The 23,560-nt window shown below is 72.5% G+C and carries 24 protein-coding genes and 3 tRNA genes; 17 read left to right on the forward strand and 10 right to left on the reverse strand.

Annotated elements, in window-relative coordinates:
• The first annotated feature begins 54 nt into the window (after positions 1-54).
• Together ACQVFL_RS06720 and arfB are read left to right on the forward strand one after the other, a co-directional pair.
• Complete coding sequence (locus ACQVFL_RS06720; protein WP_396691772.1) at positions 55-333, forward strand: hypothetical protein; 279 nt, start codon at positions 55-57, stop codon at positions 331-333.
• Between the two features lie 24 nt (positions 334-357).
• Complete coding sequence (arfB, locus tag ACQVFL_RS06725; RefSeq protein WP_396691771.1) at positions 358-783, forward strand: alternative ribosome rescue aminoacyl-tRNA hydrolase ArfB; 426 nt, start codon at positions 358-360, stop codon at positions 781-783.
• 85 nt (positions 784-868) lie between these two features.
• On the opposite strand, the gene ACQVFL_RS06730 is transcribed toward arfB, so the two are convergent.
• Positions 869-1,735: a 3-methyladenine DNA glycosylase gene (locus ACQVFL_RS06730; protein WP_431728966.1), complete on the reverse strand. Its 867-nt coding sequence runs from the start codon at positions 1,733-1,735 to the stop codon at positions 869-871.
• A gap of 33 nt (positions 1,736-1,768) precedes the next feature.
• Positions 1,769-3,052, reverse strand: a complete 1,284-nt coding sequence (locus tag ACQVFL_RS06735; RefSeq protein WP_396691769.1) for a hypothetical protein — start codon at positions 3,050-3,052, stop codon at positions 1,769-1,771.
• A gap of 237 nt (positions 3,053-3,289) precedes the next feature.
• On the opposite strand from ACQVFL_RS06735, the gene ACQVFL_RS06740 reads away from it, so the two are divergent.
• The 4 genes from ACQVFL_RS06740 (at position 3,290) to ACQVFL_RS06755 (ending at position 4,894) form a co-directional block, all read left to right on the forward strand.
• Positions 3,290-4,093 carry a fumarylacetoacetate hydrolase family protein gene (locus ACQVFL_RS06740; RefSeq protein ID WP_396691768.1) on the forward strand — a complete coding sequence of 268 codons (804 nt, stop codon included), beginning with the start codon at positions 3,290-3,292 and terminating at the stop codon, positions 4,091-4,093.
• A gap of 96 nt (positions 4,094-4,189) precedes the next feature.
• Positions 4,190-4,261, forward strand: a tRNA-Gln gene (locus tag ACQVFL_RS06745).
• Between the two features lie 136 nt (positions 4,262-4,397).
• Positions 4,398-4,470, forward strand: a tRNA-Glu gene (locus ACQVFL_RS06750).
• 348 nt (positions 4,471-4,818) lie between these two features.
• A tRNA-Glu gene (locus tag ACQVFL_RS06755) sits at positions 4,819-4,894 on the forward strand.
• Positions 4,895-5,046: 152 nt separating this feature from the next.
• Here ACQVFL_RS06755 and ACQVFL_RS06760 read toward each other — a convergent pair.
• Entirely contained in the window at positions 5,047-5,733 is a 687-nt protein-coding gene (locus tag ACQVFL_RS06760; protein WP_091671614.1) for an IclR family transcriptional regulator, read from the reverse strand.
• Positions 5,734-5,782: 49 nt separating this feature from the next.
• Between ACQVFL_RS06760 and leuC the strand changes: the two genes are divergently transcribed.
• The 4 genes from leuC (at position 5,783) to ACQVFL_RS06780 (ending at position 10,775) form a co-directional block, all read left to right on the forward strand.
• Positions 5,783-7,228 carry a 3-isopropylmalate dehydratase large subunit gene (leuC, locus tag ACQVFL_RS06765; RefSeq protein WP_431728967.1) on the forward strand — a complete coding sequence of 482 codons (1,446 nt, stop codon included), beginning with the start codon at positions 5,783-5,785 and terminating at the stop codon, positions 7,226-7,228.
• A gap of 16 nt (positions 7,229-7,244) precedes the next feature.
• Positions 7,245-7,832 (forward strand): 3-isopropylmalate dehydratase small subunit, encoded by a 588-nt coding sequence (gene leuD / locus ACQVFL_RS06770; protein ID WP_350693599.1) that lies wholly within the window; start codon positions 7,245-7,247, stop codon positions 7,830-7,832.
• A gap of 173 nt (positions 7,833-8,005) precedes the next feature.
• Complete coding sequence (locus ACQVFL_RS06775) at positions 8,006-8,677, forward strand: HU family DNA-binding protein (protein WP_431728968.1); 672 nt, start codon at positions 8,006-8,008, stop codon at positions 8,675-8,677.
• 148 nt (positions 8,678-8,825) lie between these two features.
• The gene (locus tag ACQVFL_RS06780) at positions 8,826-10,775 is read left to right on the forward strand and encodes an endonuclease/exonuclease/phosphatase family protein (protein ID WP_431728969.1); all 1,950 of its coding nucleotides are present in this window, start codon (positions 8,826-8,828) and stop codon (positions 10,773-10,775) included.
• 12 nt (positions 10,776-10,787) lie between these two features.
• Here the strand turns inward: ACQVFL_RS06780 and ACQVFL_RS06785 are convergent, their stop codons facing one another.
• Genes ACQVFL_RS06785 through cofC form a run of 4 tightly spaced genes read right to left on the reverse strand, consistent with a single transcriptional unit; the run spans position 10,788 to position 14,904 of the window.
• Positions 10,788-11,666 carry an NUDIX hydrolase gene (locus ACQVFL_RS06785; RefSeq protein ID WP_431728970.1) on the reverse strand — a complete coding sequence of 293 codons (879 nt, stop codon included), beginning with the start codon at positions 11,664-11,666 and terminating at the stop codon, positions 10,788-10,790.
• A 53-nt stretch (positions 11,667-11,719) separates the two neighbouring features.
• A complete protein-coding gene (locus ACQVFL_RS06790; protein WP_396691763.1) occupies positions 11,720-14,011 on the reverse strand; it encodes an RNA degradosome polyphosphate kinase in 2,292 nt (763 codons plus the stop codon).
• A 55-nt stretch (positions 14,012-14,066) separates the two neighbouring features.
• A complete protein-coding gene (locus ACQVFL_RS06795) occupies positions 14,067-14,264 on the reverse strand; it encodes a cold-shock protein (RefSeq protein ID WP_396691762.1) in 198 nt (65 codons plus the stop codon).
• A 28-nt stretch (positions 14,265-14,292) separates the two neighbouring features.
• Positions 14,293-14,904 (reverse strand): 2-phospho-L-lactate guanylyltransferase, encoded by a 612-nt coding sequence (gene cofC / locus ACQVFL_RS06800; RefSeq protein ID WP_396691907.1) that lies wholly within the window; start codon positions 14,902-14,904, stop codon positions 14,293-14,295.
• Positions 14,905-15,051: 147 nt separating this feature from the next.
• On the opposite strand from cofC, the gene ACQVFL_RS06805 reads away from it, so the two are divergent.
• The 5 genes from ACQVFL_RS06805 to ACQVFL_RS06825 are packed head-to-tail and all read left to right on the forward strand — an operon-like array spanning position 15,052 to position 19,933.
• Positions 15,052-15,783 carry a lysophospholipid acyltransferase family protein gene (locus ACQVFL_RS06805; protein ID WP_396691761.1) on the forward strand — a complete coding sequence of 244 codons (732 nt, stop codon included), beginning with the start codon at positions 15,052-15,054 and terminating at the stop codon, positions 15,781-15,783.
• Between the two features lie 46 nt (positions 15,784-15,829).
• On the forward strand, positions 15,830-16,828 hold the full coding sequence (locus ACQVFL_RS06810) for an NAD(P)H-dependent glycerol-3-phosphate dehydrogenase (protein WP_396691760.1): 999 nt from the start codon (positions 15,830-15,832) through the stop codon (positions 16,826-16,828).
• A 5-nt stretch (positions 16,829-16,833) separates the two neighbouring features.
• A complete protein-coding gene (locus ACQVFL_RS06815; RefSeq protein ID WP_431728971.1) occupies positions 16,834-17,991 on the forward strand; it encodes a cystathionine gamma-lyase in 1,158 nt (385 codons plus the stop codon).
• Entirely contained in the window at positions 17,991-18,842 is an 852-nt protein-coding gene (locus ACQVFL_RS06820) for a putative protein N(5)-glutamine methyltransferase (protein ID WP_396691758.1), read from the forward strand. Before ACQVFL_RS06815 ends, ACQVFL_RS06820 begins: the two co-directional genes overlap by 1 nt.
• Before the next feature lie 38 nt (positions 18,843-18,880).
• A complete protein-coding gene (locus ACQVFL_RS06825) occupies positions 18,881-19,933 on the forward strand; it encodes an ROK family protein (RefSeq protein ID WP_396691757.1) in 1,053 nt (350 codons plus the stop codon).
• Between the two features lie 36 nt (positions 19,934-19,969).
• Here ACQVFL_RS06825 and ACQVFL_RS06830 read toward each other — a convergent pair whose 3' ends face one another.
• From ACQVFL_RS06830 to ACQVFL_RS06840, 3 genes are all read right to left on the reverse strand, one after another.
• Positions 19,970-20,545 carry a hypothetical protein gene (locus ACQVFL_RS06830; RefSeq protein ID WP_431728972.1) on the reverse strand — a complete coding sequence of 192 codons (576 nt, stop codon included), beginning with the start codon at positions 20,543-20,545 and terminating at the stop codon, positions 19,970-19,972.
• 162 nt (positions 20,546-20,707) lie between these two features.
• Positions 20,708-20,908 carry a DUF397 domain-containing protein gene (locus ACQVFL_RS06835; protein WP_396691755.1) on the reverse strand — a complete coding sequence of 67 codons (201 nt, stop codon included), beginning with the start codon at positions 20,906-20,908 and terminating at the stop codon, positions 20,708-20,710.
• A gap of 4 nt (positions 20,909-20,912) precedes the next feature.
• Entirely contained in the window at positions 20,913-21,758 is an 846-nt protein-coding gene (locus tag ACQVFL_RS06840) for a helix-turn-helix domain-containing protein (RefSeq protein WP_396691754.1), read from the reverse strand.
• A 275-nt stretch (positions 21,759-22,033) separates the two neighbouring features.
• Here ACQVFL_RS06840 and ACQVFL_RS06845 point away from each other — a divergent pair, with 275 nt between their 5' ends.
• Complete coding sequence (locus ACQVFL_RS06845; protein ID WP_350693618.1) at positions 22,034-22,270, forward strand: hypothetical protein; 237 nt, start codon at positions 22,034-22,036, stop codon at positions 22,268-22,270.
• A gap of 145 nt (positions 22,271-22,415) precedes the next feature.
• Complete coding sequence (locus tag ACQVFL_RS06850) at positions 22,416-23,522, forward strand: D-alanine--D-alanine ligase family protein (RefSeq protein ID WP_396691753.1); 1,107 nt, start codon at positions 22,416-22,418, stop codon at positions 23,520-23,522.
• Positions 23,523-23,560 lie beyond the last annotated feature (38 nt).

Here is a 23,560-nt window from a genome sequence, read left to right on the forward strand (position 1 = left end):
GCGGTCGGTGATCGGAGAATGGAAATATTACGCTGAGTATGGATACTGGCGTGGGTGGAGCGTCCTCTCATCGCGGTCCTCCTGCTGGTGGGCCTCATCATCGGAAGTGGTGTCGGGTCGTCGTACGCGCGGGCCCGGCGCGGCTGGAACGACTACCAGGCGGCGAAGAAGACCGTGCCCGGCGCGCGTCGCGCCGCCTGGCTGCTGATCAAGGTGGTCACCACGAAGGTCGGCGTGATCGCCCTGCTGCTGGTCGGTGCGGTCGCGTACGCGGCGGTCGGCGGCGACGAGTCGAACCGGCCGGAGCCGAATCCGAGCAGCGCTCCGAAGTGACGCCCGACGCGTTAGCCTCGGTGCGTGGACGACGGACTGCGGGTGACCGACCGGTGGAGTGTCCCCGCAGCCGAGCTGCGGGAGCGGTTCTCCCGGTCGTCCGGGCCCGGCGGTCAGGGGGTCAACACCACCGACTCGCGGGTCGAGCTGAGTTTCGACCTGGCCGGGTCGCCCAGCCTGCCGGAGTCGTTGCGGGCGCGGGCACTGGAGCGGCTCGCCGGCCGGCTGGTCGACGGCGTGCTGACCGTCGCCGCCAGCGAGCACCGGGCGCAGCTCGCCAACCGCGAGGCGGCCCGGGAGCGGCTCGCCGCACTGCTGCGCGAGGCGGTCGCGCCGCCGCCCCCGCCGCGCCGGCCGACCCGCCCGTCGCGGGCCGCCAAGGAGCGTCGGCTCGCCGAGAAGAAGCGCCGCTCGCAGCGCAAACGCGACCGCCGGGTGGACGGCGAGTGACGCGGCCCGCGCATCACGGGACGAGTTGACGGCGAGCGGGTGGCACGGTGCTTCCGGCCGCGAGATGACTGTCCGTAGTGGAGCGTCAGGCAGGGATCGCCGCCAGCAGCCGGTCGCGGAGAACCCCGGCCCGCTCGGCGAACTCCCGCTGCGCCCCGGCGTACGCGGCCCGCCCCTCCGGCGTCTCCACCCGCACCGGCGGGTAGCCGAGCGCCGCCAGATCGTACGGCGAGGCCCGCATGTCCAGCGTGCGGATGTCCCGGGCCAGCGCGAACGCGTCGGCGACCAGTTCCGACGGCACGAGCGGGGAGAGCTTGTACGCCCACTTGTAGAGGTCCATGTTGGCGTGCAGGCAGCCCGGCTGCTCGTGCTCGTGCTGCGTGTCGCGGGTCGGCCGGAGCACGTTGAGCGGACGGGCCGGCGCGGTGAAGAACCGGTACGCGTCGAAGTGGCTGCACCGTACACCCCGCTCCTCGACGACCTCGGCGGTGCGTTCCGGGCTCAGCCGCAGCGGCCAGGCGCGGTGCCGGACCTCCTCCTGGGTCTGCCGGTAGACCATCGCCCACTCGTGCATCCCGAAACAACCCAGGTGGGCGGGGCGTCCCGCGGTCGCTGTCAGCAGGGCGGCGATCCAGCGCACCGACTCGGCACGACGCGCCAGGACGGCCTGGACATCGAGGGTGAGCGCGCCGTCGACCTCCCGGTGGTCCGGGCCGAAGTCGGCCGGGTCCGCCCCGCGCAACAGCACCCCCGCGCCCGGCTGCCACCGGCGCAACTGCGCCGGTCGACACGAGTAGTAGGTGAAGAGGAAGTCCTCCACCGGATGCTTCTCACCCCGACGGCGTCGCTCCAGGTGCCCGGTCAGCCAGCCGTCCACCCGTTCCTCGTGGGCGCGGCGACGGGCCTGCCAGTCGGCCGCGTCGAGCACGACGGGAGCGAGGGCGGCGGTCATCGTCCCAGGGTACGACCGCCGCCCGCGCGCCGGTCAGGGCACGTCCACCCGTACGCCGGCGGAGAAGACGCCGCTACGCAGCTCCAGGTGTCGCAACGCCTTCGCGTCGTCGACCGTGAAGACCAGCGGCAGCACCGTCCGGCTGCCCGCCGCCACCGGCTCGGCGAAGACGTCCCGCCCCCGGTTGGCCCGCCGGGTGGCCTGCTCGTCGGTGGTGACCCAGTTGCCGTCCGCCAGGTACGCCCGCTGCAACTTGCCGTGCCAGCTCTGGTGTTCCGGCGTGAGGTTGCGCACCCCCACGGTCGCCTGGCACTGGCGGGCGCCCCGGCCCGGCTCACAGGCCATCCGGTAGACGGTGAACTCGAACGCGTCCTCGCGCAGCGGCACGCCCAGCCCACCACTGATCCCGGTGCCCTTCCAAGCGCCGCTGGTCGGCTGGCTGTCGGTGTCGATCGCGGCGACCCGCCGGGTGGCGGTCCACGCCGCCACGCCGATCGTGACGATGAGCACCGTGGCGGCCACCGGCACCACCAGCCAGACCGGTGGCGTACGGCGACGGGTCGGGGGCCGTGGGGTGGCCGGGCGCGGATAGACCGTCCCCGGTCCGTCCGACGCCAGCGCGGCGGCGACCGGCCGCTCACGCCGACGCCAGGTGATGAAGCCGATGACGCCGAGCACCAGCACCGCGACCGCGCCGGCCAGCAGCGCAGGGGCCTGATGCCGCCAGCCCGACTCCGTCGCGCCGGCCGCCGGTGCGTCCGGCGACGTCCAGGTGGCCGACGCGCAGTCGTACGGCTGCTGGTCGTCGCTGCCGAAGGCGCAGGCGGGCGTGGTCAGCGGGGCTTGCGTGGAGGTGGTGGCCAGCGTGGTGTCCAGTGTCCGGGTGCTGTGCGGCGGCAGGCTCAGACGCCAGGTCACCTCGGTCGCCGCCGACCCGTCGGGGCGTACCTCCCGGCCGCCGCCGCTGATCGTCGTCGCCGTGGCGCCCTGCGGCAGCTCCTGGCGTACCGTCGTGGAGACCGGCGAGTCGCCCCGGTTGCGGACCTCGATGCGGTACCCGGGCGCGGCGGTGTTCTGCGGTCTCACCGCCACGCTGACCTCGGGTTTGGCCGCCGGTGAGGCGACCCGGGTCGGTGTGGGCACCGCCGGCGGGGCCGACGGCATGGTGGGCTCGGGCGTGGCGGCTGCCGCGTACGGCCGTCCGGGCGCCGGAGCGTCCGGGGCGGTCGCCACCGGCAGGACCGGCAGCGCCGTGAGTAGACCGACGCAGTGCACGATCGCCGCGAGCTTGCTGTGGTGTCGTGTCGATGCAGGCATACGAACGAACCTCCGGAGCCGACGCTAGGCGCGCGCGCACGTCGTGCGGGTACGAAGCGACGATTCCCACCCCGACACCGACCGTCGCGGGTAAGCTGCCCCGCCCGAACCGCCCGGGCGGGGTCGGTCCGGACGGGCCGGTCCGTGGACCGGACGGGATCGGCTCGGGCGGTCCGCTCCGGGACCGGACCAGATTGCGCTGGCGGGGCCGGTCTGCGACCGGACTAGATTGAGCTGGTGCGTATCGCTCGTTTCGCTCATGCCAAGGGAATGTCGTTCGGTGTCGTCGAGGGGGAACCGGAGGCGGGTCCGCAGGGGCTGACCGTCGCCGAGATCACCGGACACCCGTTCGGCCAGATCACGTTCAGCGGTGTCCGGTGGGCGCTGTCCGACGTCCGCCTGCTCTCACCGATCCTGCCCAGCAAGGTGGTCTGTGTCGGCCGCAACTACGCCGAGCACGCCGCCGAACACGGCAACGAGGTCCCGAAGGAGCCGCTGCTCTTCCTCAAGCCCTCCACCTCCGTCATCGGCCCCCGGGACGCGATCCGGCTGCCCGAGTTCAGCAAGCAGGTCGAGCACGAGGCGGAGCTGGCCGTGGTGATCGGCGCCCCGGGCGCCCGTCGGGCCGACCGGGCCGCCGCCGAACGGGCGATCTTCGGCTACACCTGCGCAAACGACGTCACCGCGCGGGACCTCCAGCGGTCCGACAGCCAGTGGACCCGGGCCAAGGGGTTCGACTCGTTCTGCCCGATCGGCCCGTGGATCACCACCGATCTCGACGTCACCGACCTGGAGATCCGCTGCGAGGTGGGACGCGACCCGGAGGAGATGGAGGTCCGTCAGCTCGGCCGTACCCGGGACATGGTCTTCGACGTGCCGGCCCTGGTGTCGTACGTCTCACACGTGATGACGCTGCTGCCCGGCGACATCGTCCTGACCGGCACCCCGGCGGGGGTTAGTCCGCTCATCGAGGGGGATACGGTGGCCGTCCGGATCGAGGGGATCGGCGAGTTGGCGAACCCTGTCGTGTCCGCGACCTGATCGCCGTTTGTGCAGCTCAAGGGCGGTTTGGGGAAGTCGATTTGGCCTGTCGGTGCCGGGAGGGTAGAGTTTGTTCCCGGCGCCGCAAGGGGCCGATGGGGTATGGGGTAATTGGCAGCCCGACTGATTCTGGTTCAGTTAGTCTAGGTTCGAGTCCTGGTACCCCAGCGCAGCCGCGATTCGCAAGAATCGAGGTCGCTGGATTCTGGTGGAGTTCAGCGCCGATGCTTCCGCGAGGGGGCTCGGCCTCGGGTTCTGTTAGAGTGTGGCGGCACCACCGCGAGGTGGTGTCGCAATGTGTTCTGGCCCCGTCGTCTAGCGGCCCAGGACGCCGCCCTCTCAAGGCGGTAGCGCCGGTTCGAATCCGGTCGGGGCTACAGATTCAGGTGACGGCTCGTCCCGCTCAGCGGGTCGGGCCGTTTCGCTCTGTCCCGACAGTCGATGCCCGCGCTCCCGGGATGCGTCGCCGACGGGCGCTGGCACTGGCCTGCTGGCCGCCGGTGGGGCGGGCCTCGTCGGCAGCCTCGCCGCCCGGTGCGCCCGACTCTCCGGTGCCGCCGTGCCGACCCCCGGGGCGTCGACGGCGACAGATCTTCACCCGATCGGGTGAAAACCTGCCCCGGCCTGGCCCGACGACTTCGTCCCACCCCAGATTCCGGCACTGCGGAGGACGCCGCTAGACTACTGCCGCACCGCCCGCAGGGGCGGTGAACCAGGAAAGTCTTGGCCCCGTCGTCTAGCGGCCCAGGACGCCGCCCTCTCAAGGCGGTAGCGCCGGTTCGAATCCGGTCGGGGCTACCACACCCGAAGCCCGTCTCGCCCTTCGCGAGGCGGGCTTCACCCATCCCACCCCCCCCACCGCCCCGGTGAGTTGACCAAGAAGTTCGCGTCCCGATCGGGTCTTGTCGGTGACCAGAACTCCTTGATCAACCGCGATCGTCGTGGGGTGGGGGTTAGAGGCCGGAGAGGCGTTGGCCGGCGCGGACGACCGCCATCGCGTGGCGTTCGCCGGGGCGGCGGCCGAGGCGTTCGATGGGGCCGGAGATGCTGATCGAGGCGATGACCCGGCCGGTGCGGTCGCGGATCGGCGCCGAGACGCTCGCCACGCCCGCCTCCCGTTCGGCGACGCTCTGCGCCCAGCCCCGGCGGCGTACCTCGGCGAGGGTGCGGCCGGTGAACTTGGACCGGGGCAGCAACGGCATCACCGCCTCGGGCGGCTCCCAGGCGAGCAGGATCTGCGCCGCCGAACCGGCCGTCATCGGCAGCACCGAGCCCACCGGGACGGTGTCCCGCAGACCGCTGGCGCGTTCCGCGGCGGCCACGCAGATCCGTTCGTCGGCCCGGCGCAGATAGAGCTGCGCGCTCTCACCGGTGGCGTCGCGCAGGGCGGCCAGCAGTGGCTCGGCGGCGGTCAGCAGCACGTCCGGAGCGGCGTTCGCCAGCTCGCCCAGACGTGGACCGGGACGCCAGCGGCCCTGGGTGTCCCGGACCAGCATCCGGTGGATCTCCAGTGCCTGTGCCAGCCGGTGCGCGGTGGCTCGGGGCAGCTTGGTGCGTTCAACGAGTTCGGCCAGGCTGGCGCCGTCGACACAGGCGGCCAGGATGACCACCGCCTTGTCGAGAACGCCGACACCGCTCATACTGTGTCCCACAAGCCGAAATTTACCTCCCAGAATTTAGGATGTCCAGATGGTGGGAGTCACTCCTGAGCCGAGGACCCTGGCCGAGAAGGTCTGGGACGCGCACGTCGTCCGGTCCGCCGATGGTGAGCCCGATCTGCTCTTCATCGACCTGCACCTGCTGCACGAGGTGACCAGCCCGCAGGCCTTCGACGGGCTGCGGCTCGCCGGTCGCCAGGTGCGCCGTACCGACCTCACGCTCGCGACCGAGGATCACAACACCCCGACCGGGTACGCCGATCCCTCGTTCCGGCAGCGGCGTGGTGACCTGCTCACCATCGCCGACCCCACCTCGCGTACGCAGATCGAGACGCTGCGCCGCAACTGCGCCGAGTTCGGCGTGAAGCTGCACCCACTGGGCGACGAGAACCAGGGCATCGTGCACGTCATCGGGCCGCAGCTCGGGCTCACCCAGCCCGGCATGACGATCGTCTGCGGCGACTCGCACACCGCCACCCACGGCGCGTTCGGTGCGCTGGCCTTCGGCATCGGCACCAGTGAGGTCGAACACGTCCTGGCCACCCAGACGTTGCCGCAGGCGCGGCCCAAGACGATGGCGGTCACCGTCACCGGCCGGCTCGGGCCCGGCGTCACCGCCAAGGACCTGGTCCTCGCGCTCATCACGAAGGTGGGCACCGGCGGCGGGCGCGGGCACATCGTGGAGTACCGGGGCGAGGCGATCCGGGCGCTCTCCATGGAGGGCCGGATGACCATCGCCAACATGTCCATCGAGTGGGGCGCCAAGGCCGGCATGATCGCGCCGGACGAGACCACCTTCGCGTACCTCAAGGGGCGGCCGAACGCGCCGGCCGGCGCGGACTGGGACGCCGCGGTCGCGTACTGGCGGACGCTGCCCACCGACGAGGGCGCGACGTTCGACTCCGAGGTGACGCTGGACGCGGCCGAGATCACGCCGTTCGTGACCTGGGGCACCAACCCGGGCCAGGGCGCTCCGCTCGGCGCGACGGTGCCGGACCCGGACGACTTCGGCACCGAGCCCGAGCGGGCCGCCGCCCGTCGGGCCCTGGAGTACATGGACCTGCGGCCCGGTATGCCGTTGCGGGACCTCTCGGTGGACGTGGTCTTCGTCGGCTCCTGCACCAACGGCCGGCTGGAGGACCTGCGGGCCGCCGCCGACGTGCTGCGCGGCCACCAGGTCGCCGACGGCGTACGCATGCTGGTGGTGCCGGGCTCCGCCGCCGTACGTGAGGCCGCCGAGTCCGAGGGGCTGGACAAGGTCTTCACCGACGCGGGTGCCGAGTGGCGCTTCGCCGGCTGCTCGATGTGCCTGGGCATGAACCCCGACACGCTCTCCCCGGGGCAGCGTTCCGCCTCCACCTCCAACCGGAACTTCGAGGGCCGGCAGGGCCGGGGTGGGCGTACCCACCTGGTGAGCCCGCCCGTCGCCGCCGCCACCGCCGTGGCCGGTCGGCTGGCCGCCCCCGCCGACCTGTAGAGAAGGGCTGCGACAGATGGACAAGTTCACCGTGCACACCGGCACCGCCGTGCCGCTGCGTCGGTCCGACGTGGACACGGATCAGATCATCCCGGCCGTGTACCTCAAGCGGGTGACCCGTACCGGATTCGCCGACGGGTTGTTCAGCGCGTGGCGGGAGGACCCGGGATTCGTACTCAACGATGAATCATATTCGGGTGCCTCGATTCTGGTGGCCGGTCCGGAGTTCGGTACCGGGTCGTCGCGGGAGCACGCCGTGTGGGCCTTGCGCGACTTCGGCTTCCAGGCGGTGATCTCGCCGCGCTTCGGTGACATCTTCCGCGGCAACGCCCTCAAGGAGGGTCTGCTCCCGGTCGAGCTGGAATTGAAAGCCGTCGAGGAGATCTGGGCCCTGGTCGAGTCCGACCCGAAGGCCGCGATCACCGTCGACCTCACCGCCCGGCAGGTCCAGGCGGGCGGTTCCACGTGGTCGTTCCCCCTCGACGACTTCAGCCGCTGGCGGCTGATGGAGGGCTTGGACGACATTGGACTCACCCTTCGCCACGAGGCGCAGATCAGTGCCTTCGAGGGCACCCGGTCGCCCTTCCTGCCCCGCGTCGCCTAGCCCGTTCACCCGGCTCCGTCGCCGATTTCGCCCCCACCGGTGCCACCGGTGGGGGCGAATCCGTTACGACACAAGGGCTTTTTTCCACCGAATGTTTGTGTCCGGGCAGCACAGGGCATACCGTGCGCGCAGAATGGCTCGCGTCGAGTCAGTTGCACAATCAGGAGGAAGTAGTGAACAAGGCCGAGCTCATCGAGGCGCTCGCCGTTCGCCTGGGGGACCGGAAAACGGCGACGGCCGCGCTCGACGCGGTCCTCGCTGAGGTCCAGGCGGCGGTCACCAAGGGCGAGAAGGTGGCGATCACCGGATTCGGAGCGTTCGAGAAGCGCGTACGGGGCGCGCGAACAGCCCGCAACCCGCGTACCGGGGAGGCGGTGAAGGTCAAGAAGACCTCGGTGCCGACCTTCCGTCCGGGCGCCGGGTTCAAGGAGATGGTGGCCAACGGCAAGGTGCCGAAGGCCACGGCGGCGGCGAAGAAGACCGCCGCGGCCACCGCCAAGACCACCGGTGCGAAGGCGACCGGTGCGAAGGCGACCGGTGCGAAGGCGACCGGGGCGAAGGCGACGGGTGCCAAGGCGACCGCCGCCAAGAAGACGACCACGGCGAAGGCCACCGCGGCCAAGAAGACGACCGCCACGAAGACCACGGCGGCGGCGAAGAAGACGACCGCGGCCAAGGCGACCAAGACCACCGCCGCGGCCAAGAAGACGACCGCCACGAAGAAGGTCGCCCCGGCGAAGAAGACCGCCACGGCGTCCAAGGCCACCGCGGCCAAGAAGACCGCGACGGCCAAGAAGGCACCGGCGAAGAAGGCGCCGGCCAGGAAGAGCGCGACCCGGCGCTGAGCCGGTCGTACGACGAGGGCGTCCGCCGCACGGCGGGCGCCCTCGCCATGTCCGTCCGGTCCGCCCCCAGGCCCGGATCCGGCGGACGTTGACGGGGCGGGGCACGACGCCCAGAATCGCCGGACCACCTCTCGGCGAAAGAGGAATCGTGCTGCGTCAGCGCCATCTCGGTACCGCCACCCTGGCCCTCGGTCTCGTCGTCCTGACCGACGTGCTGCGGGTCTTCCTACCGTCGGTCATCACCATCTTCGGGCAGGCCGCGTCGACCCCGGCCGAGCTGCTCGGGGCGTTCGCCCTCGGCTGGTTCGTGTTGGCGCTCGCCGCGCCGCCGCTCGTCCGGCTGGTCGGCAGCCACGTCGTCGGCGTGGTCGCCGTGGCACTGCTGGGCGTCGCCCGGCTCGCCCTGACCGCCGGCCCCGGCGGCGCCGTGCAGCTCTGGCTCGCCGGTGTCGGTCTGCTCGCCGGTCTGGTGTGGCTCGCCGCGACCGCGACCCGGGGCGCGCGTGCCGTACCCGGACTGGCGCTCGGACTGGCCGCCGCGGCGCTCGGGCACGTGCTGGTCGGCACGTACGACCTTGCCTGGCGGGGGAGTTGGGCGGCCTGGGCGGCCAGCGGTGTGATGGTGGTGGCGCTGCTCGCCGGTGAGATCCAGCTCGCCCGTCGTTCCGCCGTGGCCGGGCCGGTGCCGGACGGCCGGGCGTGGTTGCTCGTCGGACCGGCGTCGGTACTGGCCGGCATGGTGGCGCTGTCGCCGGCGGTGGTGGGCACCGCGACGTCCTACTGGTTCGGTGCGCCGGGCACCGCCTCGACACCGCTGTTCGCGTTCGCGCCGCTCGGTGTGGCGTTGGCGGTGTTTCTGCTCGCCGCCCTGACTCCGTCCCGGCCACGTGCCCGGCTGGTGTGGCCGGTTCTGCTGCTGGTCGGAGCGCTGCTGTTCGGGTACGGCCCGCCGTCGCTGCTCACCGTCGCCGTGCTGCTCAGCGCGACCGGTCTCGGCGGCTGCCTGGCGCTGGCCGACGGCGTCGCCGGTCCGTCGGCGCGGTCCGCGACCCGGCGGGGATACGCGGCGGTGGGCGGCATGCTCGTCTTCGCGGTCGTCTCGGTGCTCTACTACGCCGCCTACGACCTCGGTTATCCCAACGGGTGGCTACCGGCCCTGGTGGCCGCGCTGACCGGCCTGATCGCGCTGGAGGGCCGTCTTCGGCCCGGTCCGGTCACCGCACCGGCCACCGGGGATCTCGGCGCTCCAGCGGCTGCTCCGGCCGCCGGGGAGCCCACCACGTTCGCCCGGCTGCCCAGGGTGCCGATCGCCGTGCTCGCCGCGCTGACCGCCTTCGCCGCCGCCGTGGTGCACGAGCCGTGGCCGGTGGCGACCAACCGGCCGGGCCCGCCGGAACAGATCCGGGTGGTGGCCTACAACATCCGGATGGGCTTCGGCATGGACGGTCGGTTCGACCTGCCCGCCCTGGAGCGGGCGGTCCGGGAAGCCGACGTGGTGGTGCTCAGCGAGGTGGACCGGGGCTGGCTGCTCAACGGCGGCCACGACACCCTGCATCTCTTCTCCGACCGGCTGGGCCTGCCCTACGTCTTCGCGCCGGCCGCCGACACGCTCTGGGGCGACGCGGTGCTCAGCCGGTGGCCGGTGGACCGGGCCCGGACCCGGGCGCTGCCCGCCGTGGGCGCACCCACCGGCGCGCAGGCGCTCGGCGTCACGGTGGACTTCAGCGAGGGCGTACGCCTGGCCGTGGTGAGCACACACCTGCAACCGCCGCCCGGCGCGGATCCGGTGGTGCAGGCCCGGGCCGTCGCCGAGTTCGCCACCGGGTACGCCGACGGCCTGCCGTTGGTGGTCGCCGGTGACTTCAACACCGAGCCGGGCGACCCGGCCTTCACCGCGCTCACCGACGCCGGTCTGGTCGACGCGTTCGCCGCCGCCCGTCCGGTGCCGACCAGCCCGGCCGACGATCCGCGCGCGCAGATCGACCACGTCTTCGTCTCACCCGACCTGGTCGCCTCGGACGCCGTCGCGACACCCGGCACCGCCAGTGACCACCTGCCGGTCGCGGTCACCCTCACCCTGCCCGGCGGTGCGGGCTGACGGCGCAGCGGGTCAGAGCCGATCGGCGGCGACGAGGCGGTCGCCGCTGAAGGCGAGCAGCCAACCGGTGCCCTTGTCGGTGGCGTAGTCGCCGTTCTGCCCGGCGAGACGTTCCAGCGCGCCCGGGATCACCTTGCCCTGGCTGCACACCGCCGTACGCGCGCCGGAGGCGGCCAGCGCGGCCATCCGCGCCGCCGCGGCGAGCACCCGTTCGTCGGGCTGCTGACCGGCGAGGGGCTCGTCCAGGTCGCCGCTGATCTCGATCGGCAGGTCCAGCGTCTCGGCCGCCGGGTCCAGGGTCTGTACGCAGCGGCGCGGTGACGCCGACAGCAGTCGGCTCGGCCAGGTCAGCGCGATCAGCGGCGCCACCGCCCGCGCCTGCGACCAGCCACGGTCGTCGAGCGGCCGGGCGGTGTCCGGGCCGGACCAGGTCAATCGCTTACCGGCGTGGCCGTGCCGGACCAGCACCATGGTGGCGGTGACCCGGGGCAGGGCGGCGAACGCGGCCAGCACCTCCGCGTCGTGCGGGTAGCTGGCCAGCGCCACCGCGTCGTCCACGTCGAGCCACCGCACCGCGTCGACCTCGGTGCCGGGCTGGAAGCCACCGGTGCCCATCGCCCGCATCGACCAGTAGTCGACCTCCTTGAGGCTGCCCTCGCTGCGGTACCGCACCGAGGGCAGGCGCACCTCGGGCGCGGCCCGTACGTCCGCCTCCTCGGCGACCTCCCGTACGGCCGCCTCCAACGGATGCTCGCCCGGCTCCAACTTGCCCTTGGGCAGCGTCCAGTCGCCGTACCGGGGGCGGTGCACCAGACAGACCTGGACGTCGTCGTGGGGTCCGGGCCGCCACACCACGCCGCCGGCCGCCCGGATCTCGATCACGTCGGTCATCCGGTCCGTCGCCGTTCCTCCTCGATCATCCGCTCAGCCTATTCCGGTGCCGCTCACCCGGCGGTGCCACCGACCCGACGCAGCAGCATCCCCTGGAGGTGGGCCGGGGGAGTGTCGGTCGTGTCGGTACGCCGGGTCCAGCTCCCGTCGGCGGCCAACTCGAACGCGTCGATGTCGGGGCTCATCGCGGCACCGAGCACCTGGTCCAGCTCGGCCCGCGCCACCGGGTCGCTGACCTGCACCAGTGCCTCGACCCGCCGGTCCAGGTTGCGGTGCATCAGGTCGGCGGAGCCGATCCAGAACTCGGCGTCGCCGTTGTTGCCGAACCGGAAGACCCGGGAGTGCTCCAGGAACCGGCCGAGGACCGAGCGGACCCGGATGTTCTCCGACAGCCCCGGAACGCCGGGCCGCAACGTGCACATGCCCCGGATGATGAGGTCGACGTGGACGCCGGCCTGGGAGGCCCGGTACAACGCGTCGGTGATCTCCTCGTCGACCAGCGCGTTCACCTTGAACTGCACGAGTCCCGGCATGCCCAGCCGGACGTGGGCGATCTCCCGCTCGATGCGTTCGATCAGGCCGCTACGGATGCCCTGCGGCGCCACCAGCAGCCGCCGGTACGCGGTCTGCCGGCTGTAGCCGGTCAGCACGTTGAACAGGTCGGTCAGGTCGGCCCCGATCTCCGGGTCGGCGGTGAGCATGCCGAAGTCCTCGTAGAGCCGGGCCGTCTTGGGGTGGTAGTTGCCGGTGCCGATGTGGCAGTAGCGGCGGATCTGGTTGCCCTCCTGGCGTACCACCAGCGCGGTCTTGCAGTGCGTCTTGAGGCCGACCAGGCCGTAGACCACGTGACAGCCGGCCCGCTCCAGGGTGCGGGCCCAGCCGATGTTGGCCACCTCGTCGAACCGCGCCTTCAACTCGACCAGCACCACCACCTGCTTGCCCGCTTCGGCGGCGTCGACCAGCGCGTCCACGATCGGCGAGTCGCCGCTGGTGCGGTAGAGCGTCTGCTTGATGGCCAGCACCTGCGGATCGGCGGCGGCCTGCTCCACGAAGCGCTGCACGCTGGTGGCGAAGGAGTGGTACGGGTGGTGCACCAGTACGTCGCCGTCGCGCAGGGTGGCGAAGACGCTGCGCGGCACCTCGCCCTCGGCGAGCCGGGGATGGGTGGCCGGCACGAACGGCGGGTCCTTCAGGTCGGGCCGGTCGGCCTCGCCGTACAACTGCCACAGCGCGGAGAGGTCGAGCAGCCCCCGGACCCGCAGCACGTCCTGGGCGTCCATGTCGAGTTCCCGGACGAGCAGCTCCAGCATGTGGTCGGAGATGGAGGCGGCCACCTCCAGCCGGACCGGCGGGCCGAAGCGGCGCCGGGCCAGTTCCCGTTCCAGCGCCTGGAGCAGGTCCTCGTCGCGGTCCTCGTCCACCTCCACCTCGGCGTTGCGGGTGACCCGGAACAGGTGGCACTCCACCACCTGCATGCCGGAGAAGAGTTGGCCGAGGTGCACCGAGATGACGTCCTCCACCGGCACCATCCGCACGCCGGGCCGGTCCCGGTCGACGCGGACGAACCGGGGCACGTTGTTGGGCACCTTCACCCGGGCGAACAACTCGGGCCCGCCGTCCGGGTCGCGGACCGACACGGCCAGGTTCAGCGACCGGCCGGAGATGTACGGGAACGGGTGGGCCGGGTCGACCGCGAGCGGGGTGAGCACCGGGAAGATCTGCTCCCGGAAGTAGGCGCGCAGCCGGTCCCGCTCGGTGTCGCCCAGGTCGGACCAGCGCAGGATCCGGATGTCCTCGTCGGCCAGCTTGGGCAGCACGTCGTCGACGAAGCAGGTGGCGTGCCGGGTGACCAGGGTGGCGGCCTTCTCGGCGACGAGCGCCAACTGGGTACGCAGCGGCATCCCGTCGCCGCCGCGGACCGGCAGGCCGGCGGAGAGTCGGCGTTTGAGCCCGGCCACCCGCACCATGTAGAACTCGTCGAGGTTGCTGGCGAAGATGGCCAGGAACTTCGCCCGCTCCAGCAGCGGGGTGCGCGGATCCTCGGCCAGCGCCAGGACCCGGGCGTTGAAGTCGAGCCAGGACAGCTCCCGGTTGAGGAACCGGTCGTCCGGCAGCGGCCGGGCCGGCGGCTCGTGGCCGGACGGGGCCGTCTCGCCCGGTTCGGACACCGGGTCGAGAACCTCCTCCAGCCCGGTGGAGGCGTCGGCCGGGTCGGTGCCAGCCGGGTCGGTCGGGCGCCGGGTACGGCGGAAGCGCCCGTCGGATCCCCGGGAGCGACCTGCGTCGCGGCTGGTGTAATCGTCGATGCCGGCGGGACTGGCGTTGCCTTCGCGAGGGGTGCTCACCTGCTCATAATCACCCGATCCGGGTTAACGCAAAATGAACTTCCGCTGGGTTGCGTCAGGACATCGTCGGCAGGGTCACGCGGATCACGTCCCCGGCGGGGTCGGTCTCGACGCGGACCCGCTGGCCGAGTCGGAGCAGCCGCAGTCCGGAGGCGTCGAAGGCGCGGGCCGGGAAGGCCAGCTCCGTGCCGTCGTCGAGCAGCAGCAGTCCGCTGCGGGTCGCCGCGTCGAAGGTCGCCACCGTGCCCTGCATGCCCAGCACCGTACACCGGTGGGGGCGCTCAGCCGGTGAGGCAGTCGGCGGCCAGCCGCGCGGTGCGCGGACCGAGCCCGAGCGCGGCGGCGGCGGCCAGGTCGTCCGGGGTGTCCACGTCCCGCCGCAGGCTGGGCCAGTCGCCGGCCAGCGGTCGGGCACCGCTCGCCGCGTGGGCCACGGCCGAGCCGGGCCCGAAACACGGCCCGAGGGGTACGCCGGCCGGCGCGGCCAGCATTACGGTGCCGGTGCCCGGCGCGTCGGCCACGAAGCAGCGGACGCCCGGTGGAGCGTCCCGTGCCGCGCGCAGCGCCGCCGCCAGTTCGGCCGGGCGCAGCGCCGGAAGGTCGGCGGTGATCCCGGCCACCGGGCCGGACACCTGCGCCGCGCCCTGCCGGAACGCGCCGTTGAGCCCCGCGTCCGCGACGTCCGCCAGCACCCGCGCCCCGGTCGCGAGCGCCTCGGCCCGGACCCGGGCGTCGTCGGTGACCACGAGCACCTCGACCACGTCGGGACAGGCCCGCACCGCGTCGAGGGTGTCGGCGACGAGCGCCAGCGCCAACTCCTCGTGGGGTACGCCGGGCAGCCCACCACGCAGCCGCGACTTGGCGGCGACCAGGCGTTTGACCGGCACCACCATGCTCCAGGGCTGACTCACACCCGTCATCCTGCCAGCCCGGCGGCGGTACCCTCACTGGCCGTACCAGGGGCGAACAGGCATGATTTCGGCTGCGGGCGTCACCGGATCTCTCCGGTGGGCGGGTCGGGGTGGGCACGAGGAGGCACGGTGGGTCGGCGCAGGCTGGGGTTCTGGCGGAGGTTCGCCGTGGTGCTGGTCAAGCCGGTGATGACCGTCTGGACCCGGCGTACCTGGCGGGGCATGGAGCACCTGCCGCAGGACGGTCCGGTGATCATCGTGGCGAACCACATCTCGCACGCCGATCCGCTGGTGTCGGCGCACTTCGTCTACGACGCCGGCCGGTGGCCGCAGTTCCTCGGCAAGGCGAGCGTCTTCAAGGTCCCGGTGGTCGGCTGGATCCTGCACCGGTGCCGCCAGATCCCGGTGGAGCGTGGCTCGGTCGACGCGGCCAAGTCGCTGGAAGCCCTGGTCAAGGCGCTGAACGAGGGCGCGGCGGTGATCATCTACCCGGAGGGTACGACCAGCCGGGAGCCGGACCTGTGGCCGATGAAGGGCAAGACCGGCGCGGCCCGGTTGGCGCTGACCACCGGTGCCCCGGTCGTGCCGGTGGCGATGTGGGGGCCCGAGCAGATATTCGATCCGCGCCGGGCCCGGCTCAACCCGCGTCCCCGCATCCCGGTGACCGTGGTGGCCGGGCCACCGGTCGACCTGAGCCGCTGGGCCGGGGCCGCGCCGAGCCGGGCGGTGCTGGAGGAGATGACCGACGTGATCATGCTGCGGGTGCGGGACCTGCTCGCCGAGATCCGGGGCGGCACACCTCCGCCGCTGTGGCAGCGCGCCTCCCGTGCCAACACCGACCGCCCCGAGGCGACGTCATGAGCGAGCGTCTGCCTCGTGGCGGCACGCAGCGGAGCGGAGTGCCGGCATGAGCGGGCATGTGGCGGTGCTGGGGGCCGGGTCGTGGGGCACGGCGTTCGCCAAGATCCTCGGTGACGCCGGGCGGGACGTCACGATCTGGGCGCGGCGGCAGTCCATCGCCGACGTCCTGCGGGACGAGCGGTGCAATCCGGAGTACCTGCCCGGGATGGTGCTGCCGCAGCGGGTCACCGGCACCGGTGACGCCGCCGAGGCGATCGAGGGCGCCGAGATGGTGGTGCTGGCGGTGCCGTCGCAGACGCTGCGCGGCAACCTGGCCGAATGGGTCGGTCACCTGCACCCCGACGCCACCCTGGTCTCGCTGATGAAGGGCATCGAGCTCGGCACCACCAAGCGGATGAGCGAGGTCATCGTGGAGACCGCCGGGGTGGCGGCGGACCGCGTGGTGGTGGTCTCCGGGCCCAACCTGGCCCCGGAGATCGCGGCCGAGCAGCCGGCCGCCACCGTGGTCGCCGGCACCGACGCCGACCGCGCCGCCCAGGTGCAGCACTCGATCACCACGCCGTACTTCCGGCCGTACACCAACGACGACGTGGTCGGCTGTGAGCTGGGCGGGGCGGTGAAGAACGTGATCGCGCTGGCGTACGGCATCGCCACCGCCATGGGGTTCGGTCACAACACCCGGGCGATGCTGGTCACCCGGGGACTGGCCGAGACGGCCCGGCTCGGGGTGGCCCTCGGTGCCGACCCGCTCACCTTCGCCGGCCTGGCTGGCATGGGTGACCTGGTCGCCTCCTGCTCGTCCCCGTCGGCCCGCAACCGCACCTTCGGCGAGCACCTGGGTCGGGGTGCGACGCTGGAGGAGGCGCGGGTGGCGACCCGGCAGACCGCCGAGGGTGTGAAGAGCGCGCTGGCGATCCGGGACCTGGCCCGTGCGCACGGCGTGGAGATGCCGATCACCGAACAGGTCGAGCTGGTCTGCCACGAGGGCGTCGACCCGCGGCGCGCGGTCCGGGCGCTGATGAGCCGCACCACCAAGCCGGAGTGAGTCGCGTGGACGAGACGCGTTCGTTGTCCCCCGAGGAGTACGCCGGGACGTTCGGGTCGGCCGGTGACGGCACCCGGTGCGTACACGCGGGACTGCCCGAGCCGACGCCCGGCGCGCCCTTCCTGCCCGGGCCGGTCTTCGCCGCGCCGTACCACCTGGATCCCCGGCAGGGACCGGCGGCGGCGCCGAACGGCTACGGGCGGCCCGACAACCCGACCCGCCGGCTGCTGGAGACGGCGATCGGCGAACTGGAGGGCGGTGGCTGCCGGGTCTTCGCCAGCGGCCAGGCGGCGATCACCGGCCTGCTGCTCGCGGTGCTGCGCGCCGGAGACACCGTGGTGCTGCCCGCCGACGGCTACTTCCCGGTGCGCGCCTTCGCCACCGACACGCTGGCCGGCAACGGGGTCCGGGTGGTGTTCGCGCCGACCGCCGGGCCCTACCCGGACTTCACCGGGGTACGCCTGGTGCTGGTGGAGACGCCGGCCAACCCGGGGCTCGACGTGGTGGACCTGCCCGCCCTGGCCGAGCGGGTGCACGCGGCCGGCGCCCTGCTGGCGGTGGACAACACCACCGCCACGCCGCTCGGTCAGCGTCCGCTGGACCTCGGCGCGGACCTGGTGGTGGCCTCCGGCACCAAGGCGTTGACCGGGCACTCCGATCTGCTGCTCGGCTACCTCGCCACCCGCTCCGCACCGCTGCTGGAGCAGGCCACCGCCTGGCGGACGGTCACCGGGGCGGTGCCGGGGGCGTTCGACGCCTGGCTGGCCCACCGGTCGCTGGCCACTCTCGACCTGCGGCTGGCCCGGCAGACGGCCAACGCCCAGGCGCTGGCCGGGCTGCTCGTGGCCCGGCCTGACGTGTCGGGGGTGCGCTGGCCGGGGCTGCCGGACGATCCGGCGTACCCGGTGGCGTCGCGGCAACTACGACGGATGCCGGGCGTGCTCTCCTTCGACCTGGCCGACGCCGACCGGGTCGCCCGGTTCCTCGACGCGGCCCGGCTGGTCGGGGCGGCGACCTCGTTCGGGGGCCTGCACACCACCGCCGACCGGCGGGCGCAGTGGGGCGACGACACCGCGCCCGGCTTCGTCCGGCTCTCCTGCGGGGTGGAGGACACCGTCGACCTGGTCGCCGACGTGACGGCCGCGTTGGACGCGGCAGCCTGATGGGGCCCGTCTCCCCGGCCGAGCGCGATGCCCTGGTGCGCCGGCTACGGGAGGCGGGTTGTGTCTGGGCCGAGGACGAGAGCCGGCTGCTGGTGGAGGGCGCCGACGGCCCGGAGACGCTGGCCGGGCTGGTCGACCGGCGGGTCGCCGGTGAACCGTTGGAGTACGTGCTCGGCTGGGCGGAGTTCTGCGGCCAGCGGATCGACGTACGACCGGGGGTATTCGTGCCCCGGTCGCGTACCGCGCTGCTGGTCTCGGCCGCCGTGGCGGTGACCGGACCGGGCGCGGCCGTGGTGGAGCTGTGCTGTGGTTCCGGCGCGGTGACCCGGGTGTTGGCCGGTCGGCTCGCCGCACCCCGACTGGTGGCCGCGGTCGACCTGGATCCGGCGGCGGTGGCCTGCGCCCGACGGAACCTGGCCGACCTGGCGGTGCCGGTGCTCTGCGGTGACCTGTTCGCGCCGTTGCCGGCCGCCTGCCGAGGTGCCCTGGACCTGGTGGTGGCGAACGCCCCGTACGTGCCGACGGCCGCGCTGCCGTTGCTGCCGCCCGAGTCCCGTCGGTACGAGGCGCCGGTGGCGCTGGACGGCGGCACGGACGGCCTGGCGGTGCTGCGCCGGGTCGCCACCTCCGCCTCGCGATGGCTCGCACCCGGTGGGCACCTGGTGGTGGAGGTGGGCGAGGACCAGGTGGACGAGCTGTGGGCGGTGCTGACCGGGGCGGGGCTGGTGCCGGAGGTGGTCCGTGACGACGATCTGGGGGCCACCGCGATGACCGCCTGCCGACCGGTCTGTGCCGGGCACCGGGGCGGGAACGGCCCGGTGGGCATGGCGGGCCGGCGGACCGAGAACTAACCTCGCGTCAGGTTCGGACGGCGGGAGGCGGGTTTCGGGTGGATGGCGCAGCGGTGCCGGTGGTCGTCGGGATCGACAACGGGGGTACGAGCAACAACACCACGGTCCTGACCCTCGACGGGCGGTTCCTGGTGGACGAGTTGGTGGAGACGCCCAGCGAGGTGCAGGCCGGGCCGGAGGCGGCGGTGGCGGCGATGGCGCGGGCCTTCGACGGTGTGCTGAACCGGACCGGGGTGCCCCGCGAGTCGGTCCGGGCGGTCGGGCTGGACACGCCGGGACCGGCCAGCGCCACCGGGGTGATCTCGTCGAAGGGGTCGACGAACTTCTCCCAGCCGGCCTGGCGCGGGTACGACGTGCGCGGCGCGTTGGCGCGGCGGCTCGGGCTGCCGGTGGTCTATCACAACGACGGCAACGCCGCCGCGCTCTACGCCCACCACGTGCACTTCGGTGCCGACGCGATGCGACGGTCGTCGGTGTCGGCGATCGTCGGCACCGGGTTGGGCGGCGGCGTGGTGGAGAACGGCCGGGTGGTGTCCGGCGCGGCGGGGATGGCCGGTGAGCTGGGGCACGTGCAGATCCCGTTGACCGCTGTGTTGGGACCGGAGCAGCCGGTGCCGACCTGCGCCTGTGGTTTCGCCGGTGACGTGGAGAGCGTGGCCTCGCTGACCGCGATCGGGCGCAACCTGTTGCCGTACTGGCTGACGCGCTTCCCGGGGCACCCGCTGGCCGACGAGCCACCGGCGCGGGCGGCCAAGCTGGTACGCGGGTACGGCGAACGCGGTGACGAACTGGCCCGGGAGATCTTCGCGCAGCAGGCGCGGGCGCTCGGCGCGCTGTTCACCATCGCGGCGAACTTCACCGATCCGCACGCGTACTTCATCGGTGGTGGCGTGGTGGAGACGGCTCCGGAGTTCCGCGACTGGTTCCTCACGGCGGTACGCGAGCACACCGCGCTCCGCGCGGAGCAGGCCGCACTGGCCACGTTCGCGCTGGTGCCGGAGCGGGACATGGCCGGTGCGCGGGGGGTCGCGCTCGCCGCGCTGGAGGCGGCCCGGGACCTGCCGGCACCGCTGCCGCTGGTCGGCGACTGACCCGTCTCCGCTGGTCGGCGAGAGCCCGGCCGGCGGTCAGCCCAGTCGGACGCCTTCGAGGACCGGGAAGTCGTACCAGCTCAGCGAGAAAGGCTCGGTGGGGGCGGGGGAGACCGGGAAGACGCCCCACGTGTCGGTCGACTGTCCCGGTGCGACGATGATGTTCTCGCCGGCCCGTTCCGCGGCACACCAGGTGTCGGTGGGGCGTACGGTGCGGCCGTCGGCGAGCGTCAACGCCGAGGAGCTCAAGTCGTCTTCACGGCTCGGGCAGGTCAACGGCCACGGCAGCAGCGAGTCGTTGCGGTAGCGGAAGGTGAGCCGCATCGTGCCGTCGGAGATCTCGGCACCGGTCAGCGTGAGGCGAAACGACGACTCCTGGTAGATCTGCCGGTCCAGCCGGTACGTCTGCCGGTCGGTGTCCGGCGGGGTGTCCTCGGCGTCCCGGGCCGGGGTGCCGCTGCGGTCCGTCGCGTTCTGCGGGCTCTGGTCCGACCCGGCCTCGACCGAGGGCGACCGTGGATCGGCCAGGTGGTAACCGACGAGGGAACCGACGATGGCGAGACTGGCCGTCGCCACGACGACGGCGATCAGGACGCCGTACTTTCTCTCCACACGGACCCCCTGGCTGCTGGGCGGCAACGTCGGCCGTGAAGGTAGCACCGGCGGGGAAGGACGTGGGCATCCGAGCCGGGGCTGACCGGGCCGGCGGTGCCCTTACCGGCCCGGTCAGCGGTCCTGGGTGTGGTGGTACGGCTCAGGGGGTGCGGACCCGGTTCAGCGGGTCGGGGGCGACTGGGCGAAGGCGGTCCAGGCGGTCGGCGGGAAGTGCAGCAGCGGGCCGTCCGGGTCCTTGGAGTCGCGTACGGCCACCGTCCCGGGCACGACCGCCACCTCCACGCAGGCTCCCTCGTCGCCGCTGTGGCTGCTCTTGCGCCACCCGGCCACGGCCACCACGGTGTTGGTCGTCGGTGTCATCCTCTTACCGTCCCTTCAGGGTCTTCAGGAGTAGGTCGCGGCTGTCCGCCGGGCTGAGCGCGACGGTCCGCAGGTGTTCCATGATCTTGGTGCAGGTGCGCAGGTCACCGGGCCGATCCAGGATCATCTGGCCGGCGACGGTCTCCACCGAGGCGATGATCGGGTCCTCCGGGTCGGCGAACTCGAGGATGTGCAACGACCCTCGGGTGCCCCGGTGGTAGCCGGCGACCAGTGGGATCACCTGCACCGTGATGTTCGGCAGATCGCTCATCTTGAGCAGATGGTTGAGCTGCCCCTGCATGGCCGACTCGTCGCCGACCGGGCGTAGCAGCGCCGCCTCGTCGAGAATCGCGTCGAAGATCGGCGGATCCTGCTCGAAGACCCGCTGTTGCCGGTCGAGCCGCAGGTGGACCCGCTCCTCGACGTCGTTGTCGCTGAGCGTGTGCGGTCCGCCCCGCATCACCGCGCGGATGTAGTCGGCGGTCTGCAACAGACCCGGCATCACCGACGGCTCGAAGTTGGCGATGCCGGTGGCCTCGGCCTCCAACGCGATGAAGTCGATGGTGCGCCGGTCGAGCAGGTACGAGTACGAGACCCACCAGCCCGGCTTGCGCGCGTCCTTGGCCAGCGCGACCGCGGCGGCGACGTCCTCGGCCTTGACGCCGTAGAGGGTGAGCAGCGCCCGCACGGTGGCGGGGCTGACCAGTGTCTGCGCGTTCTCGTAGCGGGAGAGCGTGCTCCGGGTGCTGTTGATCTCGTCGGCCGCGGCCTCCAACGTGAGGCCGGCGGCTTCCCGGTGGTGGCGCAGCGCGAGGCCCAACCGGCGAGCGCGAGCGGTCTTCGGTGCCATGCATTGATGGTCGCACGTATTTGGGACTCTGTACATGAGAGAACGTCGGTGAGAGTTGCATTCACGCCCATGGACCTGTCAGTCTGTTAGTGCGTCCTCACCGCCGGTTGTCGTGGCGACGGTGGTGGTGAGCGACCGGAGGGGATGGGGCGCGCGGCGGTCGGGTTATTCCCCCGTACCCGACCGCCGCGTGCCGCGCCAGTTGTCGGCCACCGGAAGGGAATCGACGTGCGAACTGGTCAGCGGGTGTGCGCCGAGCGCCTCGGCGGCCGGCGATGACACGTTTCCTGGTAGTCCTGACCGACGTCCGTCCGTACGAGATGGACGGACGCAACGAGCGGGTCGCCCCGGAGCGCCGACGTCAGGTCGTCGGGGCGAGCAGCCGGGAGGCGGCGGACCGGATCGCCGGCGCGTTCATGGCCCTGGGCATGGTGCGCGCGGGTCGTCAGCGGGTCAAGGTGATCGCCATCGGTCGGCGGCACGCGTTCGGCGAGCGGGAACTGGTCGGTTGACCTGGCCCGGTAACGCACCGTATATGATGCGTTGACCGAATGCGGCCATCCCGCGTTCCCGTCGGGTATCGGTCACCCGTCGCCGCCACCCACAGTAAGGTCATCCGGGAGAGCGCCAGCAGTGCGTCCCGGAAAGGTGACCGCAGTGACCACCCCAGGCAAGACCCGCGTGGCGATCGTCTTCGGCGGCCGCAGTCCGGAACACGGCATCTCCTGTGTCAGCGCCGGGAGCGTGCTCGCCGCGCTGGACCCCGACGAGTTCGAGGTGGTGCCGGTGGGCATCACCCGGGCCGGGCAGTGGGTGCTGACCAACGGCGACCCCGCCCAGATGGCGATCACCGCGCGTCGGCTGCCGGAGATCACCGCCGCGTCCGGTGTGGACGTCGTGCTGCGCGCCGACCCGACCGGCAGCGGCCTGCTGGTGCTCGACCCGGCCGAGGGGACCCGCGCGCTGGCCGATGTGGACGTGGTCTTCCCGGTGCTGCACGGCTCCTACGGCGAGGACGGCACCATCCAGGGCATGCTGGAGATGGCCGGCATCCCGTACGTCGGGGCGAAGGTGTTCGCCTCGGCCGCCGCCATGGACAAGGAGTTCACCAAGAAGCTCTGCGCCGCCGAGGGCATCCCGGTCGTCCCGTACGCGGTGCTGCGCAGCGGGATGACGCTCAGCGAGGCGGACAAGGAGCGGCTCGGTCTGCCGGTCTTCGTCAAGCCCTCCCGGGCCGGATCGTCGTTCGGCGTCAGCAAGGTCAGCGACTGGGCCGACCTGGAGGCGGCGATCGCCTTCGCTCGCGAGATCGACAACAAGGTGCTGGTCGAGGGCGCCATCGTCGGTCGGGAGATCGAATGCGGCGTGCTGGAGGGCGAGGCCGGCGGGACGCCGGAGGCGTCCGTGCTCGCCGAGGTGCGGGTGGTCGGTGACTACGAGTTCTACGACTTCGAGGCCAAGTACATCGACGCGGAGTCCGCCTGCGAGTACGACCTCCCCGCCGACCTGCCCGACCGGGTCACCCGAGAGGTGCGCGACTACGCCGTCCGGGCCTTCGACGCGCTGGACTGCGCCGGACTGGCCCGGGCCGACTTCTTCGTCACCCCGGAACTGGACGTCTACCTCAACGAGATCAACACGATGCCCGGCTTCACGCCGACGTCGATGTTCCCCCGGATGTGGGCGGCGGCCGGCCTGGAGTACCCGAAGCTGGTCGACCGGCTGATCCGCACCGCGCTCACCCGGGGACCCGGGCAGTACTGAGTCCCACCGGCGAGGCGGGGCCCGCCCCCGTCGGCGGC

The organism is Verrucosispora sp. TAA-831 (assembly GCF_050780145.1).
Taxonomy (GTDB): Bacteria; Actinomycetota; Actinomycetes; order Mycobacteriales; family Micromonosporaceae; genus Micromonospora.

Coding starts and splice junctions, on each gene's coding strand:
- ACQVFL_RS06785 (WP_431728970.1), bottom strand. CDS start 11,666: ATGACCGACGTGATCGAGATCCGGGCGGCCGGCGGCGTGGTGTGGCGG.
- leuD (WP_350693599.1), top strand. CDS start 7,245: ATGGACAAGTTCACCGTGCACACCGGCACCGCCGTGCCGCTGCGTCGG.
- ACQVFL_RS06735 (WP_396691769.1), bottom strand. CDS start 3,052: ATGCCTGCATCGACACGACACCACAGCAAGCTCGCGGCGATCGTGCAC.
- leuC (WP_431728967.1), top strand. CDS start 5,783: ATGGTGGGAGTCACTCCTGAGCCGAGGACCCTGGCCGAGAAGGTCTGG.
- ACQVFL_RS06820 (WP_396691758.1), top strand. CDS start 17,991: ATGGGGCCCGTCTCCCCGGCCGAGCGCGATGCCCTGGTGCGCCGGCTA.
- ACQVFL_RS06810 (WP_396691760.1), top strand. CDS start 15,830: ATGAGCGGGCATGTGGCGGTGCTGGGGGCCGGGTCGTGGGGCACGGCG.
- ACQVFL_RS06845 (WP_350693618.1), top strand. CDS start 22,034: ATGACACGTTTCCTGGTAGTCCTGACCGACGTCCGTCCGTACGAGATG.
- ACQVFL_RS06730 (WP_431728966.1), bottom strand. CDS start 1,735: ATGACCGCCGCCCTCGCTCCCGTCGTGCTCGACGCGGCCGACTGGCAG.
- ACQVFL_RS06795 (WP_396691762.1), bottom strand. CDS start 14,264: ATGCAGGGCACGGTGGCGACCTTCGACGCGGCGACCCGCAGCGGACTG.
- ACQVFL_RS06835 (WP_396691755.1), bottom strand. CDS start 20,908: ATGACACCGACGACCAACACCGTGGTGGCCGTGGCCGGGTGGCGCAAG.
- ACQVFL_RS06760 (WP_091671614.1), bottom strand. CDS start 5,733: ATGAGCGGTGTCGGCGTTCTCGACAAGGCGGTGGTCATCCTGGCCGCC.
- ACQVFL_RS06840 (WP_396691754.1), bottom strand. CDS start 21,758: ATGGCACCGAAGACCGCTCGCGCTCGCCGGTTGGGCCTCGCGCTGCGC.
- cofC (WP_396691907.1), bottom strand. CDS start 14,904: ATGGTGGTGCCGGTCAAACGCCTGGTCGCCGCCAAGTCGCGGCTGCGT.